Origin of the sequence: Teredinibacter purpureus (assembly GCF_014217335.1) — a bacterium.
Classification (GTDB): domain Bacteria; phylum Pseudomonadota; class Gammaproteobacteria; order Pseudomonadales; family Cellvibrionaceae; genus Teredinibacter; species Teredinibacter purpureus.
Genome location: NZ_CP060092.1, coordinates 1,623,310 through 1,639,045, shown reverse-complemented (window position 1 = coordinate 1,639,045; position 15,736 = coordinate 1,623,310). Strand labels below are relative to the sequence as shown.

General features: G+C 47.0%; 14 protein-coding genes. 9 read left to right on the top strand and 5 right to left on the bottom strand.

What is annotated here, in order from left to right; translation table 11 throughout:
• Nucleotides 1–70 precede the first annotated feature (70 nt).
• The 4 genes from ahpC to H5647_RS07275 all read right to left on the bottom strand — a co-directional run bounded on the left by ahpC (nucleotide 71) and on the right by H5647_RS07275 (nucleotide 5,382).
• On the bottom strand, nucleotides 71–640 hold the full coding sequence (gene ahpC / locus H5647_RS07290; RefSeq protein WP_045857488.1) for an alkyl hydroperoxide reductase subunit C: 570 nt from the start codon (nucleotides 638–640) through the stop codon (nucleotides 71–73).
• A gap of 379 nt (nucleotides 641–1,019) precedes the next feature.
• Entirely contained in the window at nucleotides 1,020–3,491 is a 2,472-nt protein-coding gene (locus H5647_RS07285) for a glycoside hydrolase family 9 protein (RefSeq protein ID WP_045857487.1), read from the bottom strand.
• Nucleotides 3,492–4,097: 606 nt separating this feature from the next.
• Complete coding sequence (locus H5647_RS07280; RefSeq protein ID WP_052691920.1) at nucleotides 4,098–4,553, bottom strand: DUF6491 family protein; 456 nt, start codon at nucleotides 4,551–4,553, stop codon at nucleotides 4,098–4,100.
• Between the two features lie 253 nt (nucleotides 4,554–4,806).
• Nucleotides 4,807–5,382 (bottom strand): tRNA-uridine aminocarboxypropyltransferase, encoded by a 576-nt coding sequence (locus tag H5647_RS07275; RefSeq protein WP_052691919.1) that lies wholly within the window; start codon nucleotides 5,380–5,382, stop codon nucleotides 4,807–4,809.
• A 72-nt stretch (nucleotides 5,383–5,454) separates the two neighbouring features.
• Here H5647_RS07275 and H5647_RS07270 point away from each other — a divergent pair, with 72 nt between their 5' ends.
• The 7 genes from H5647_RS07270 (at nucleotide 5,455) to hrpB (ending at nucleotide 12,669) form a co-directional block, all read left to right on the top strand.
• Nucleotides 5,455–5,823 (top strand): hypothetical protein, encoded by a 369-nt coding sequence (locus H5647_RS07270; RefSeq protein ID WP_045857483.1) that lies wholly within the window; start codon nucleotides 5,455–5,457, stop codon nucleotides 5,821–5,823.
• A gap of 153 nt (nucleotides 5,824–5,976) precedes the next feature.
• Complete coding sequence (locus H5647_RS07265; protein ID WP_045857482.1) at nucleotides 5,977–6,288, top strand: YebG family protein; 312 nt, start codon at nucleotides 5,977–5,979, stop codon at nucleotides 6,286–6,288.
• 141 nt (nucleotides 6,289–6,429) lie between these two features.
• Nucleotides 6,430–7,575 carry a mechanosensitive ion channel family protein gene (locus H5647_RS07260; RefSeq protein ID WP_045857481.1) on the top strand — a complete coding sequence of 382 codons (1,146 nt, stop codon included), beginning with the start codon at nucleotides 6,430–6,432 and terminating at the stop codon, nucleotides 7,573–7,575.
• A gap of 3 nt (nucleotides 7,576–7,578) precedes the next feature.
• Nucleotides 7,579–8,325 carry a molybdate ABC transporter substrate-binding protein gene (gene modA / locus H5647_RS07255; protein ID WP_045857480.1) on the top strand — a complete coding sequence of 249 codons (747 nt, stop codon included), beginning with the start codon at nucleotides 7,579–7,581 and terminating at the stop codon, nucleotides 8,323–8,325.
• Nucleotides 8,326–8,331: 6 nt separating this feature from the next.
• Nucleotides 8,332–9,009 carry a molybdate ABC transporter permease subunit gene (modB, locus tag H5647_RS07250; RefSeq protein ID WP_045857477.1) on the top strand — a complete coding sequence of 226 codons (678 nt, stop codon included), beginning with the start codon at nucleotides 8,332–8,334 and terminating at the stop codon, nucleotides 9,007–9,009.
• Complete coding sequence (gene modC, locus H5647_RS07245) at nucleotides 9,006–10,124, top strand: molybdenum ABC transporter ATP-binding protein (protein WP_045857473.1); 1,119 nt, start codon at nucleotides 9,006–9,008, stop codon at nucleotides 10,122–10,124. Before modB ends, modC begins: the two co-directional genes overlap by 4 nt.
• A 10-nt stretch (nucleotides 10,125–10,134) precedes the next feature.
• The gene (gene hrpB, locus H5647_RS07240; RefSeq protein WP_045857472.1) at nucleotides 10,135–12,669 is read left to right on the top strand and encodes an ATP-dependent helicase HrpB; all 2,535 of its coding nucleotides are present in this window, start codon (nucleotides 10,135–10,137) and stop codon (nucleotides 12,667–12,669) included.
• A gap of 91 nt (nucleotides 12,670–12,760) precedes the next feature.
• Here hrpB and H5647_RS07235 read toward each other — a convergent pair whose 3' ends face one another.
• Entirely contained in the window at nucleotides 12,761–13,483 is a 723-nt protein-coding gene (locus H5647_RS07235; protein WP_236074816.1) for a tRNA-uridine aminocarboxypropyltransferase, read from the bottom strand.
• Nucleotides 13,484–13,599: 116 nt separating this feature from the next.
• On the opposite strand from H5647_RS07235, the gene H5647_RS07230 reads away from it, so the two are divergent.
• Nucleotides 13,600–15,111 (top strand): glycosyl hydrolase family 79 N-terminal domain-containing protein, encoded by a 1,512-nt coding sequence (locus H5647_RS07230; protein WP_236074815.1) that lies wholly within the window; start codon nucleotides 13,600–13,602, stop codon nucleotides 15,109–15,111.
• A 66-nt stretch (nucleotides 15,112–15,177) separates the two neighbouring features.
• A complete protein-coding gene (locus tag H5647_RS07225; protein ID WP_045857468.1) occupies nucleotides 15,178–15,699 on the top strand; it encodes an O-acetyl-ADP-ribose deacetylase in 522 nt (173 codons plus the stop codon).
• Nucleotides 15,700–15,736 lie beyond the last annotated feature (37 nt).

The following is a 15,736-nucleotide window of genomic DNA, read 5'->3' as shown; positions in this document are numbered from 1 at the left end:
AGTTAAGGAATGCTTCAGTTAAGAGTCCCACCTCACCGCTAGCGATAAAGTGGGCCTTACAGTACGGCCGTTAAATTTTGCCGACCAAATCCAAGGAGGGTGCGAGCGTTTCTTCGCCCGGCTGCCAAGCGGCTGGGCACACTTCGCCATCGTGCTCGGCAACGTATTGCGCAGCCTGAATTTTTCGTACGAGCTCTTTAGCAGAACGACCGATACCCAAATCGTGCACTTCAGAGACTTTTATCTCCCCTTCAGGGTTGATCACAAAGGTGCCTCGAAGGGCCAAGCCATCGGCCTCTATCATGACGCCGAAATTTCGGGTAATAGCACCGGTTGGATCTCCAATCATGGGGAAATCAATTTTGCTGATGGTGTCTGATGAGTCATGCCACGCTTTGTGGGTAAAATGGGTGTCTGTAGACACCGAATAAACCTCTACACCCATCTCCTGTAATTGCGCATAGTAATCGGCCATGTCACCCAATTCCGTTGGGCAGACGAACGTAAAGTCTGCTGGGTAAAACATTACAACGGACCATTTACCGGCAAGGTCATCGCTGCTGACGGGCACAAATTCACCCTTGTGATAAGCGGTTGCCGTAAATGGCTTAATGGTCGTGTTGATTAATGACGTTGTCATAGTGGTATCTCCCGATTAATTTAGACAATTGATGTTGACGAGGTAATAGTAATAAACAAACACCAATACATTAAATCAATCAAAGTTATATTATCGATATATAAAAACTATAACGCTAGCGATACCCTACGCCACAGCCAATACAAGGTGCGGGTGGCCGCTAAATACAATGAGGGACGCTTACAAAAACGCGAGAAACAATAGGAGGGGGAGAACGAAAAAAAGGGCTTTCGCCCTTGAGTTCTGCTGACAAAGCTTCAGCAGGTATACAGACGCCTATCGTTAGAACAATGTCCTTCGCTAAGCGCTTGTCACCTAATCTATCTGATTTATCCGATTACGAACAGTCTTTTCGCCCACTTTTTTAGCTGCTCACCATTCATTTAGTCTCTTTGACTAGATCCTCTACTGCCTGGACTAAGAAAACATACCAAGGCCCCATGGGAATAACGTATTCATTCTCACCCCACAGGAAGGGCCAGTCTTCACGGTTTTCGGGTAAATCAGGCTTTAACATCAAAATGCCTGGCACTACTCCGCCGGCTATAAACGAATAATCCGCGCGATTCATTCCATACGCCACTTTCTTTGAACGCGTCCCCACTGCCGATACAAGGGAGATATCGGAATCGGGGTGGTTGCCATACAAATAGTTGAGCGATTGATACACCATTTCTTTGTCGATCAAATCTGGAAACGCTTTATGCATGTAGTAGTGATTAATGCCGCGCAATAAGACCCAACCATTTCCTGCCCAGCCGCCTTCACCAATGGTCACGCCATAGGGGTTTTTCTTAAGCTGTTCCGGTAAAGCTTTAACATACGCTTCGGTAAGCGCTCTTACCCGCGCTTTATAGGCCGCATCCATGTAGGGAATAGCTTTTAAAGCAAGATCCGCAACACCGTTAAAGTGAGGCGCTAGCCCTGCAAGTAATTCGCCCACTGCTTGACGATACTGTGGCTCACCTGTCGCCTTCAATAACGCCAACGCCGCTTTGAAGTGTTCAATCTCAATATCGGATCCGGTGGTATTACCATGGTGAAAATGCACGGGCTCGTGGCTTTGCTCTTCCTGCCATTCACGGATAGCGGTAGCCAAACACTCTTTCGCCAGTGCCTCGTTGTAGCCTTTTAATGCTCGGCTAGCCGAGGCCAAGCCTGCAATGCCGCCATAATTCAACTTGCTCGAATAGGAGGTAAACGCCCAACGGTCGTCGAACTTACCACTTTCGTAGCCATTGCTCTCGAGTTCATCAAGGCCGGCGTTATAAATTAGGTTATCCGTCATCGTCAACCCATCGCCCAAATGCGTGTACTGGTCGATAGTCGGTACGATAATACCGGGAATAGCGTGGCCCACGGCACGGTACTGGGCTATCAGCGCTAAAGCACCATGCTCAATTTGCTGTAACACATCAGGCTTGCCATCGGGCACGTGGAGGTCGACAAATTTACGAGGGTAATCCACTGATGTGGTGTCTCGTTCAGGCCTAAACGTTTCCCAAACATCAACCAGTGTCGAGATGGCGCGGTATTGGCTCTGGGTACGAATATCGTAGTCGCCGGCATCGTACCAACCACCAATGTTCAACCCTGGAATATGCTCGCCTGGTTTGTAGGGGCTGTCCGTTGTGGGGCCCTGCGCAAAAAGATCGAAGTGTTTATGGTTTACCGGTGCTTGCAAAGCATCGTCCAAATGGGAAGCTCCGTGCCATACCCGATAGGCCTCGTTAATGAGAAGGTGGTCCATTTGAACCGGCATAAAGACATCCATTGTTGGGTGCCAAGCCGTTGAATAAACATCGCCACCTATTCTAAAAGGCGCGGTGGTAACGGCACCGTACTCCAGCACATATAAGCCACTGTCTTGTACGGCACTAAAATCGAAGGTGCGGTAGTGATAACGTTGATAATTGCCCCACTCGGACGGTTTTGCTTTCACAATAGTTTTTCGACTGCCATCGGCCAAGATCTTAATTAAACGCGCTGTAGATTTTTGAGTGTCGTATTTATCGAGCTCAATAACGGCTATTTTTTTCTGGTTAGGATGATAGCCCACTTGCGAGTGACCGATCGATGGCTCACGCAACCAATGTTTATCCGTACTCGCACTTAAATGCCATTCGATGACATCGCCTTTCTTGCCGGATGGAATCAAACTGCGCACCACAAACCAACCGTTCTGAGCTTTATTACGACCATCGTATAGCTGAAGCGTTGGCCCATTGGACTTGATCATCACACGACGTTGCATATCTTCCGGTGCTAATACCAGTGTTTGACCACTGGCCAGCGCTTGCGCCGCACGTACACCGTTGACTTCTTTTGGCCCGGAAGGGTAAAGCGGGAACGTGCCAGCATGCTCGTCCATTAGAAACGATTTTTCAAAATATACCGAAGGGATAAATTCCAGATTAAAACCTGCCACCCCTTCCAATGCTTTTGGTAAGGCTTTGGGCAGAGAAACACTAATTTTTAAACCACCGTTAACGGCGGCTGCTCGAACGGAATATTTAAAATCAAATTCGGGGTAATGCAAAAAAGCTTCTACCGTTTGATTTTTTAGATCAACTTTACGTTCAATGAACGCTGGAATTTTATCCCACTGCTCTGGTGTGGAATTTAATCGAACGTCACCATTGGTGGAGGTACGCACGCCATGATGAACAATTTCCAAGCCACTCATTTTTGAATCGCTAAACAAACCGTTATACCAATTATTAAAAACAAAAACGTTTAGCCCTCGTTTCTCGAAGTATTCCTGTTCATTCAATGCCAATGGGGCCGCATATCCTATATTCGATACACTCGTTACCGCGACCAATATCAAAGTTTTTACAAAACGTTTCATCACGAATCCTGTTACTGGTTAACTTAAGATAATAAGATAATTAAAGCCGTTTAACTGAATATTGCTCCCACCAGTCTAGCAAAACCGCGTTAGATTGACGTCAAATTCATTGCTAAAGAAGCGTTATAATCGCAATTAAATAGCTAAGCTAAAATGCATAACCGTTACATTTCGGCCATCTTTCTAACGTTAAGTCACACGTTTGCCTCTAAAAGACGGTAATTCTTTGCTGCCTAAGACCGTTCCCGTGTCATAGCCCCCTAGTTTTTCCGTAAACACACGCAGCGCCATTGCGCGCGGGCGGTAGATTGAAGCCCCTAAATGAAATCACAGCGAAAAAAACGATGGGCTAACGCTCTTAGCCCGAGAGAAAACGCTAAGCGCGTTAAATACTGGAGAAGTCAAAACTGAAGTAGACGCTGGCCAATCGTACCCGATAGACGCAGAGCACTATTGAAGCGAAAGGCGAGCGCCAAACGCAACTACATAACGAACGGGCTAATACCGAAAGAAATAGTTAACCCTGTCAATGATAAAACCTAGCCTTAGTCTAAACACGTAAAAATTACGGTTAGTTCAAAAGGCTCGTTCGAGTAACGGAGTAAGCTATTCCACTAGTTCCATCGTCATCTGGGCCGCATTTTTTGCTTCATCAATCAGTGATTGAGCTTTTTTCAATGCGCTAAAGGCCGCGTCCTTATCATCGAACTCAAATATTTTACTAATGGTACAACGGCCATCCGTACTGGTAATACTACTTGTACCGCCGCCACACACTTCATTCTGCGGCCCCTTAAAGACCACCGCTACAGCCATTGCCATCGCATGACAACGCGTTAAAGTGGTCATCAAGTAGTAATCGCGCCCAGCATCCACCGTTACGATGTCGTGCTGAAAACCATACCCATCAATATCGGACACTCGAACACACGCACGGCCGTTCTGCCCGGTCTCTTGTGCCAGTAAATCAGCCATTTTGGGCAGTGTTACGGCATCGCCCGCGGTAGTGCAAGCCAATAGCGCTGGCAGCAATAAACTGCCTATTAACGTTCTAATCTTCATAATACACATCATCCTCTATTGAGAGTTACAACCTGCTGACGACATTCAACAACAATGCTTACCCTACCGGTAGTTGTCCATTCACTCGACAATGTCATCTGTTCACGACATTCAACGTTATTCGAATATCTAAAACCGCTTTTATATCCCGTTATAGTGACCGAATGTGCCACCAAAGCAGCACTTCGGCTACGTTAAGGTTACACGTATCTACACCACTTATTCATCATAAGGCATGTATTAACCCTATACGTTAACGAGTGGGTATAAATTTTTCATAGCGCTCTACAAATGCAGAAAAGACAGTGGTTAAACACCCCACTCTTGCGTGTGGGTCTAACACTTTCAAACCCAATTGTACCGCTTCAAAGGTGGATAATTGATTAGGTTGTTCCGCTTTCCGAATACGGTACTCACTCTGTTCCGACGGCAAGTTCACTCGGGGCAAATCGGCTAACCAGGTATTTAGATACAGTAGTTTACGGCTTTTACGCCATGTTCCATCTAACACCAGTAATTGATGCGTTGGCGTTGACTTCCGCTCAACGCAGCCCTTTAAACCGCTTTGTATTTCTTCTTCGGGATAAAGCAACGCGCATTCTGACGACCTTACTCCAAGCGCCGAAGCCGTATAATGTTCACCCACATATAAACGACTATTCGGCAAACACAGGTACAAAAGTTGAGCAGTACCTTTAGGGTGCCCCGCTTCGCTCGGATGCTGCCAAATAATCACTTCGATGTTGGAGTTTACTTTTTGCACAAGATCACACAGGCATGTGCGCGTAGGTCGCAAACAGAGTTCACAACTCGGACGTTCTAATTTCATAGGGCTCACTACAAGACTGACAATTCAAATAATACCGATTACCATACCCGCCACGCCAGAGGAGCAGCGACAATGAAAACGCAAGAATTTCTCCGAACCGGTGAGGCTGAATTAGTGCCTCGCCTAAAAGAAATGAAAATCAAGGAACTAGAGCGTCACGCTCAAAAAATCCTCAATAGCTACGGAAGTACCGATTACAGTACGGTGATGAAGCAATTGATTCAAACCATTCCTACGCTAGACCCTGCAGACAATAATCGCTTTCAGATCATTCAAGATATTGTGAGTTCACGTGTATCGACGGTTAAATGCTCGGTCGAGCCCAATCCCGACGCGTTTCGCACAGATATCATTCAGCGCCTCACCGTACTACTTACGGTCATCATTACAAGAAAGTTTCAGAAAATACATTCCCCTAAAGGCAGCTCGGCCGTCCATTAGGGAAAGGTCCATTAATAGGTTAAAAGCTCACCAATAAGTTTACCCAGAAATGTACTGCAACCCCAACGCATAATATTCGCTTTACAGACAATTTAGGTGTACTGTACCCTTATACAGTACACCTAAATTCACCATGTATTGAGGATCGCAACAATGGCAGTTATTGCAGTTTGGAAATGTGACCGGGATGGCAGTATGTTTGATGACAAAAAAGCAGCAGACGCACACGATAAAATGCTCGAATTGGCCGAAAGTATTACGCGCCTAATTGAAGCGAATATACCCACAGTTAGCGATGAAGACGTAGAAGCCATTGGCCTTTTACTCGCCAAACGTAGCGACGACCTAGTTAAAGCATGTAAGGGCAAGCCCAGTGTATTGCTAGAAGCCGCGCCCATGGCAAGTGATGATAGCGCTTCAACGGAAAGCGTTGAAGACTCAAACGTTACCTCTCTTACCCGCTAAACAGGCATCATTGGCACCAAAGGTGCCGTGCGCGCTTAGAAGCCCTTCTGACTATTGCCAATTAAAGACCGTCAACGTTTATGTTTGCCTGCGTTGGCGGTATTATCCGTTGCTTCTGGCAGCAAACGGAGACTCTTCCCCTTGGATACTATCCTCTGGCTAACGCCTGACTTCACGCAGACTGAACGAATCGTACACGGGCTGATATTCCTACTCAATATCAGTCTATTATTCGCTGCAAGGCCACTACTAGCTCTGATCGAAATTGACGAAACTCGCACATCGCCGGTACGTATTTTTCGCGCAGTTAACATTGTCATTCTTGTATTACACGTATTAGACCTAACGTTGCTCAAAGTTAGCAGTGATTACGAAAATGCATTTATCAAATTAGGCCTCAGCTTAGCGGCGGTCTACACCGCGCTCTATGGCTACAATTTACTTTGCTTCTTATCGCGAAAACGCTTTGGCAACGAAAAAGTTATCGATGACAAAAAAGTGTATATCGATACTTATAGTACTCGCCTCGTCGATTTACTCTGTTTAAGTTTTATTATCATCTTTACCATTTATGCCCTCATAAAAATTTGGGGCGCCGATAGCATGCTTGAAACAACAGGTATTTTTGGTATTGTCGCTGCTTTTTTAGCCTTTACGAGCGCTAGCTGGGCGCCCGATATCATCAGCGGTTTAATTGTACTGAATACTCGCATACTACAAGACGGCGACGTCGTCGTTGTAGATGGCTATCCTGATGAATATGTCATAAGCAAAGTGACACTGATATACATAGTGCTGTACGACATACGCAATAACCATCGCACCTTAATTCGCAATAGCCAATTTATAAAATCCAAAATTGATAACCTTAGTCGTATCGCTTCAACCGACGGCATTCGTCAAGCGCTTCGCTATAATATTGGCTACCCCCAAATAGACGGCAAAACCATCGAAGAACGAAGCGAACAATTACAACATTATAGAAATCGAATAGAACGTATTTTTCGCCAGGCAAACGAGCAATGCAGTAAAAATACTAGTTTAAACCTTAATGTCGACGCGCCGTTTGAATGCGCACTAACACTCGCTGGCGATTACGCCCTTGAATACACGGTATGGTTCTATCTAGGGCGGTTACCCAACACCAAAATAACCGCTACCATTCGCCGACATCTCATGGGCACAATTTATAGCGTTAATGAAGCCGTTTTTTCTGCGGCAGAAATTGAAGGCATTAGTCTTTCTACGCCGCAATTAAATAACATCCAAATTGCGAAGGATCTCTAACCTATGCTTGCCTTTCGTTTACTGGTTGTTTATGGATTGTTTATCAGTTTAAGCACCATTGCTGTAGCAGAAAATTGTCGTGTTGCGGTAGCGGCCAACTTCAGTCCCACACTTAAAAAGTTACAACCTATTTTTGAAGAACAAACGCAACACTCGCTCACGGTTATAACAGGGTCTACCGGGCAACTCTTTACACAAATACAATACGGCGCGCCCTACGACGTTTTTCTCGCTGCCGACACTCAGCGCCCCCAAGCATTACTCGCCAGTGGTCATGGTATCGCAAACACAGCCTTCAATTATGCCGAAGGGCAATTGGTTTATTGGGCTCCCCAACAACATGCGTCTGAAGCAATACCCAATTTCAGCCTGATACGAAAAATGGCCATTGCCAATCCCAGTATTGCGCCCTACGGCGTAGCCGCCGTTGAAACCTTAAACAGCTTAAATTACGTCAACGAAAAACAACTCGTTTACGGCAATAATATTACCCAAACCCTTCAATATATTGCCAGCGGTAACAGTGAAGGCGGTTTTATTGCCCTCTCGCAATTTTTACATTTAGACACCCATAACCACTATCACTGGAAAGTACCCAGCAATTTACATTCGCCTCTTACCCAGCAGGCAATATTATTAACTCACGGAAAAAACAACGCAGCGGCTGCGGCTTTTATTGCCTTTTTGAAAACCCCTATCGCTATCAATACACTTCAACGCATGGGCTACAAAACGCCTTCGACACCGTAATACTATATGCTCTCACTCGATTACACGCCTATATTGCTCACGCTTAAACTCGCCATTACAACCACATGGGTACTGCTGTTTATCGCGCTACCTCTAAGTTGGTGGTTAGCCAGAACAGCTCACCCAGCCAAGCCTTATATTGCAACGCTCGTAGCAATGCCCTTGGTCTTACCCCCTACTGTGCTGGGTTTTTATTTACTCCTATTGCTCGGCCCCGAAGGATTCGTAGGGCAAATGACTCAAGCACTTGGAATAGGAACACTGCCTTTTACCTTTTCAGGTTTAGTGGTAGCGTCAGTTATTTATTCTTTGCCCTTTGCCGTGCAACCTCTCGAAAATGCCTTTAGGTTAATGGGCACACAACCGCTGGAAACGGCAGCCACATTACGCGCCTCCCCAATCGATCGCTTCTTTACTATTGCCCTACCGCTCGCCCGCCCGGGGTTATTAACAGCAATTGTGCTTAGCTTCGCGCACACTATGGGTGAGTTTGGGGTTGTGCTAATGATCGGTGGCAATATTCCCGGCGAGACCCAAGTACTCTCTATGGCCATTTATAATCACGTCGAATCTCAAGAGTATACGCAGGCACATTGGCTTGCTGCGGGCATGTTAATATTCGCATTCAGCGTATTATTTAGTGTACAACTGCTAGAACGAAAACAAAGAGGGCTGAACCTGTGAGCCTTAATAATTCGCTGCAACTTCGTTATAAACTGCGCAAAGGCGATTTCTACTCAGAAATAGATTTAACACTGCCCGCGCAGGGAATTACCGCCATTTTTGGCCCTTCGGGCTCGGGAAAAAGCACATTACTACGGTGTGTGGCGGGTTTAGAGCCTCTCGACGCAGGCCTCATTCAATTTAAGAAAATGCAATTTCAAAACGGAAAAATCACGCTACCTACACATAAGCGCCCTATTGGGTATGTGTTTCAAACGAGCAATCTATTTCCTCATTTAACCGTGCAACAGAATTTAATGTACGGCTACAAACGTATACCCATAAGCGAGCGCAAAATCATTCTGGAAGAAGCAACGCATTTGCTCGGTATTGAATCGTTAACGCAGCGCTACCCTCATCAACTTTCGGGCGGCCAACAACAACGCGTTGGCATTGCTCGAGCGCTTCTCACAAGCCCGCAATTACTATTGATGGACGAACCGCTCGCCAGCCTCGATCAAGCCAGTAAAAACGAGATATTGCCGTATTTGGAAGCTCTGCATCAGCAACTGGATATTCCCATTTTGTACGTTAGCCATGCGCTTAATGAAGTGGTTCGCATTGCCGACACCATGGTAATACTCGACCATGGCCGTGTAACTCACCAAGGCCCTCTTAATTCACTTTTGACGGACCCGAACTTGCCGCTATCTCACTTAGAAGAGGCCTGCGTAGTCGCGGACGGCATTGTAATCGAGCACCAACCCGAATTTCATTTAACCGAATGTGCTACAGAATTTGGTACGCTTTTTGTTTCACAACGAGAGCTTGAACGTGGCCATAAGGTGCGGGTTAAAATTATGGCTCGAGACGTGAGCATTGCCTTAGATCGCGCCGAGCGCTCCAGTATTAGTAATATTTTGCCACTGTGCGTTGTCGCTATTGTCGACAGCCCAGACCCCGCCCAAGTATTGGTAAAACTCAAAACACCCGACGACAAGGGCGCAATCATGCTTTCACGTATTACCCGTCGGTCATTGGCACACTTACAACTTAGCGTAGGACAAACAGTCTTTGCACAGATTAAAGCGGTGTCGCTCATGCGTGATCAAACCCCGCAATTAGTCTCGGCGTAGTACCTTAATTATGTTTTCAGCAGATCCAAGTTTACCGATTAGCCTCGTTTTACCCGCCATTACAAGCGCGCTTCTATCCGATAACGAACTGGTATTGGAAGCGCCTCCGGGCGCAGGTAAAACCACCGCCGTTCCATTAGCTTTTATCGATGCGCCCTGGCGACAACGGAAAAAAATAATCGTACTCGAACCACGCCGTGTCGCCGCGCGTGCAGCGGCAGAAAGAATGGCCAACTTACTCGGTGAAAAGGTGGGAGAAACCGTTGGCTATACTATTCGGCTAGAGAAAAAAACCAGTTCAAAAACCATCATCGAAGTAATAACCGAAGGTGTTCTTACACGGCGCTTACAGCACGACCCTGAACTTTCCGACACCGCGCTAGTAATTTTTGACGAATTTCACGAGCGCAATATTCACTCAGACCTTGGCCTGGCACTCTGTTTACAAGGCCGCGAGTTATTTCGCGACTCACACGACCCTCTCAAGTTATTGGTAATGTCGGCAACCTTGGATGGCGACTCAGTGGCGTCACTGCTGGGTACGAGCAACATTATTCGAAGCCAAGGCCGCAGTTACCCCGTAGACTGTTTTTATGGCACTCACTTATCTCTTCGTGAGCCTATTCACAATGCCGTTTGCGAAACCATTGAAATCGCATTAAAAAAGCAGACAGGTAACATACTTGTTTTTTTACCCGGCCAAAATGAAATCCGCCGTTGCCTTACCTCATTACAATCGCGGCTATCGAACAAAGACCAAGCCAGCATTGCATTGCTCGCGTTGCACGGCAGCATCCCTTTACGTGAACAACAAGCCGCCATAGCACCTTTGCCCGCAAATTCGCCTTTTAACCGGAAAGTAGTATTCGCTACGGATATCGCTGAGACCAGCTTAACCATTGAAGGGGTGAATATTGTGGTGGACGCAGGTCTCGCCCGAAAACCTCAATTCGATCCGCGAACCGGCATGACACGATTACAAACCTGCCGAATTTCTCGGGCTTCAAGTGAACAGCGCGCTGGTCGTGCAGGGCGGCTGGCACCCGGTGTGTGTTATCGGCTTTGGAGCGATGTCCAACATTCGCAACTCGTACCCCACACACCGGCAGAAATATTAATAGCGGACTTAGCTCCGCTTGCATTACAACTGTTGCAATGGGGCGTGACCGACCCGAGCGATTTGAAATGGCTCGATACCCCCGGGGCCGCGACCTTCGCTCAAGCCAAACAGCTACTTCGAACACTGGGCGCACTCACCGATACAGGCAACCTCAATAGCCATGGTGAAAAAATGGCGTCGCTGCCTACCGAACCACGTCTCGCCCACATGCTTTTAATGGGCGCGGCGCACAATGCACTTGAAACAGCATGCTTAATTGCAGCCCTAATGGGGGAACGCAACCCTATAAACGAAGTCGATATTGAACACACACTCCACGTACTAACCGGTGATAGAAATACGAATCAGCAACATCATCACTGGTTAATACGCACTCGAAAACAAGCAAAACAATTTCAACAATCACTGAGAGGAAAAACAACCAGCGACCGAGAAAAGATAGCCACGCCGCTACAAATGGGCTTCCTGTTAGCCTGCGCCTACCCCGACAGAATCGCTCAAAAACGTGACAATAGCCGTCACCATTACTTGCTCAGCAACGGGCGCACCGCAATTATCGACAGCAATAGTGCACTTGCCGGCAGCGACTGGCTTGCCGTTGCCGAACTCGGTGGCCATACCGGCCAAAGCGAAGATAAAATATACAGTGCCGCCTCACTCGACCCTGCGCTATTTTCAACCGCACTCAGCGCACTACTTACTGAAAAGACTGTTCTGGAGTGGCAAAACGATCGCCTTATTGCCGAAAGCCAAACGTGTATTGGCAGCATCATTTTGAACAAACAACCGCTGAAAAATCTTAGCGATAACGATAAACAGCAGGCTGTCATAAACTTAATACGATCACACGGCATTAATTGCTTACCCTGGAATAATGAGTTGCGGCAGTGGCAAGCGCGCGTAATGCTTTTAAATAGCACGCTACCCAATAATGACTGGCCAAATGTTGGCGACGCCCACCTACTAGCAACACTCGAAAGCTGGTTAGCGCCCTACCTATCCCGCATCACAAAACGAACAGATTTAAAAACACTCGACTTACATTCCATTCTCGAAAACCTTTTACCTTGGCCGAAACCTAAAGATCTCAATAATCTTGCGCCTACACGCCTTAACGTGCCGTCCGGTTCTAGTCTTAGCCTCGATTACTGTCAGTCCCCCCCTGTACTCGAAGTAAAATTACAAGAGATGTTCGGCTGTACACAAACTCCCGCGCTTGTGAACGGAAAAGTAAAAATCCAACTTCACCTGCTGTCGCCTGCGCGCCGTCCGCTACAAATCACGCAAGATCTAGAAGGATTTTGGCAGACAAGCTACCAAGACGTTAAAAAAGAAATGAAAGGACGTTACCCCAAACACCCCTGGCCCGACAACCCACTAGACGCGCAAGCCACGCGCTACACCAAGAAAAAAGCTAAACGCTAATGGGATGACTGTTGCCTTATTTATTGTTGTCTCTGTAGAAAAAATCGAAACATAGCCCTAACCTAACAGGCGAGAAGATCAACACGGGCGCCTAGGCACTATTAGCCTTTAAACGATGATGAAGATCCGATACAACAGGTGGAGTGGACATTCTCGTTGCAACATAATGTTGATTAAATAACGTAAAGTAATCGAATAATCTATTTGCCTGAGTCGTTTCACCCGTTAACTGTAAACACAAGCCACCGGCTTCCGCCGTCGACAGCTGATATCGATGCTCCGATTTCCGTACCGCATAACCACGCATAAGTGTCTCGGGAAAAGCAAGAACGGCTATCCCGTCCAGCCAACGGCTCAGCGTTAACATGCGTCGGCCTTGCTTCCATGTGCCATCCAATAATATAAAGGTATTTATTTTGTCATCCTGCGGTAAACCGCTGGTTGCACAATGATTATCATCACCTTCTGGAAATACGATAAAGCAGCGACGACGCTCATCCTTTAACAGTGCTAGCAATTGCGGTTCTGGTTCCGTGCGGCTCCAACACGCAACATGGGTGTTTTGAGGAAGCACATCGGCAATAAGACGCCCTGTATTGGTCGGTTTGAAAACTTCATTGCGATGCATAAGCAATATAAACTCACTTCGACTCTGGAGTTGCGGCCGGTAATCGCAAATACACGCATAGTCGGCGAGCTGGCAATTACTGCAACGCCGTACCGACTTGCCACGTGCTTTAAACTCTCGCGAAGATTTAGCTAAACATTTTTCCCGCAATATATGGAACTGATTGTGTTCGCTTTTATCTGTCACACACATTTACCTTATTCCGTTATCTTACTTATTTTGCTAGCGACCGCAATTGTAACGCGACGGTCATAATTCTGACTTAATCTTTTGCAGCTCATTCACTCTACTTAGGCCGTATTTTGCTAGAAAAACTCCGCAAAATTGTACGTTTAACCGCTCAGTCACGAAACGAATCACCCACACCAACCGTGACAATATCGCTTACTGACGGGCAACCCATCGCGCGCGTAGACCCTCGTTACCTGTCGTTCTCTATTGATATTTCCGTAATCGCAGGAGGCTTTTGGTGGGAAGGCAGTATGGGTACTCGCCGAGGATTAGGCCTTCTGCGCATCCCCCCTCTCAACTTAAATAACCCAAAACTCAATCTATTGGTGCAAAGCCTTGGCCCAGCTTATCTTCGAGTGGGTGGTTCCGAAGCCGATAAAATACACTACTTCGATCGTCACACTCAGCACAATATTTCCCGCGAACAAGACAGCCTTGTGTTAACGCAACGGCAATGGGATGAGTTACACCGCTTTATTTCACGCAACCATTTAAAATTTTTCTTCACGTTTAAATACGGGTTATTCAAACGCAAGCAACAAGGGGAATGGGCCGGTATGTGTATTCAACATCTGCTGCAATATTCCAAAGAAAACAATTACGCTATCGATGTCTGTGAACTCGGCAATGAGCTAAATGCTTACTGGGCTTTTCACGGGTTGCTCTCACAACCCAACGCACGAGATCTCGCGAACGATTACGCAACCTTTACTCAACTCGTCAAGCGCTACTACCCCAGCATTCGCATTTGTGGCCCCGGCAGTGCTTTTTGGCCAAGAATTGGAGAGGCCATTAAACCATTTTCAAATATTACGGAAAAATTTTTACACGCGCCGGGTAACGAACTAGATATTGTCGATTGGCATTATTACCCGTTTCAAAGCGTACGCTCTCCCGTGCGAACACGCAAAGCGACTAAAGCCAATACACTTTCCGTAAAATCCTTTGATGCCTTTCGCGAATACAGTTTACAACTTAAGCAGCTGCGTGATATCTCGCAGCCCCATGCTGAGTTATGGACAGGTGAAACAGGGTCGGCACAATGTGGCGGGCAACCCAAAATTTCTGATCGATTTATGTCCTGTTTTTGGTGGGCAGACCAATTAGGACAGGGCGCACGACTGGACCAAAAAGTGATGATTCGACAGAGCTTAATCGGTGGCGACTACGGTTTAATCGACCGCCTTTCTCTCAAACCTCGGCCCGATTATTGGGTTAGCTGGTTGTGGGGAAAGTTAATGGGCACGGCCGTATACCAACTCGATTTTCACAACGAAACGCTACGTGCATACGCGCATAGCAACAAACAGACGGGCGGCATCTGTTTGCTACTCATCAATATGTCCAGCTCGCCTCGCACGGTTTGCGCCACCGGCATTGGCCCCGCTCTACAACGCTATTGCATAACAGCTAAAAAATTATCCGCAAAGAAAGTATTGATCAACGGGGTCAAGCCACGCTTCAAAAAAGGTGCCGTAAATCTTAAAGACTTCCCCCAAGCCTCAGGCCAAGCAGCAACGCTCCCGCTCTCACCATGGTCTATAAATTTTTGGTGTCTTGGCACAGTCGGCTCCGCACAATAGCGGTAAATCATCCCTAAAAAAGAGTACACTACGGCACATTCAACCCCTGTTTAACAGGAGCGTACCGTGACTCAAATTCTGATTCGACAATGTGATATCACCACACTTAATCTTGATGCCATCGTTAACGCGGCTAATACTAGCTTACTCGGTGGCGGCGGCGTGGATGGCGCCATTCATCGCGCTGCTGGGCCCGAACTGCGAGCGTACTGTGATACTCTCGGCGGCTGTAGTACCGGCGATGCCCGCATAACGCCCGCCTTTGGTTTAGCGGCCCAATACATTATTCACACCGTTGGGCCTGTATGGCAAGGTGGCCAAGCAGGCGAGGCCGAGTTATTGCGCAGCTGTTACAGCCATTGCCTCGCCCTCACGGTAAAACACGGCATTCGTACTATTGCTTTTCCGGCAATTAGTTGTGGTGCATATGGATACCCCTTCGCCGCCGCCAGTAAAATTGCGGTTCAAACGATATGCGATTACCTTACCCACGCAAAACATTTAGACACGGTTGTTTTTGCATGCTTCGGTAACGACGACAGCAGTGCCAACCATTATCGACAAGCCTTGGCCGCACGCACGCTTTAACACGTTATTACACAGCACTTAACCACTGCATGAGACA

What these genes read in the sequence shown, in the direction of transcription:
- ahpC (WP_045857488.1), bottom strand. Translation starts at nt 640, where the DNA reads ATGACAACGTCATTAATCAACACGACCATTAAGCCATTTACGGCAACC.
- H5647_RS07285 (WP_045857487.1), bottom strand. Translation starts at nt 3,491, where the DNA reads ATGAAACGTTTTGTAAAAACTTTGATATTGGTCGCGGTAACGAGTGTA.
- H5647_RS07280 (WP_052691920.1), bottom strand. Translation starts at nt 4,553, where the DNA reads ATGAAGATTAGAACGTTAATAGGCAGTTTATTGCTGCCAGCGCTATTG.
- H5647_RS07275 (WP_052691919.1), bottom strand. Translation starts at nt 5,382, where the DNA reads ATGAAATTAGAACGTCCGAGTTGTGAACTCTGTTTGCGACCTACGCGC.
- H5647_RS07270 (WP_045857483.1), top strand. Translation starts at nt 5,455, where the DNA reads ATGAAAACGCAAGAATTTCTCCGAACCGGTGAGGCTGAATTAGTGCCT.
- H5647_RS07265 (WP_045857482.1), top strand. Translation starts at nt 5,977, where the DNA reads ATGGCAGTTATTGCAGTTTGGAAATGTGACCGGGATGGCAGTATGTTT.
- modA (WP_045857480.1), top strand. Translation starts at nt 7,579, where the DNA reads ATGCTTGCCTTTCGTTTACTGGTTGTTTATGGATTGTTTATCAGTTTA.
- modB (WP_045857477.1), top strand. Translation starts at nt 8,332, where the DNA reads ATGCTCTCACTCGATTACACGCCTATATTGCTCACGCTTAAACTCGCC.
- hrpB (WP_045857472.1), top strand. Translation starts at nt 10,135, where the DNA reads ATGTTTTCAGCAGATCCAAGTTTACCGATTAGCCTCGTTTTACCCGCC.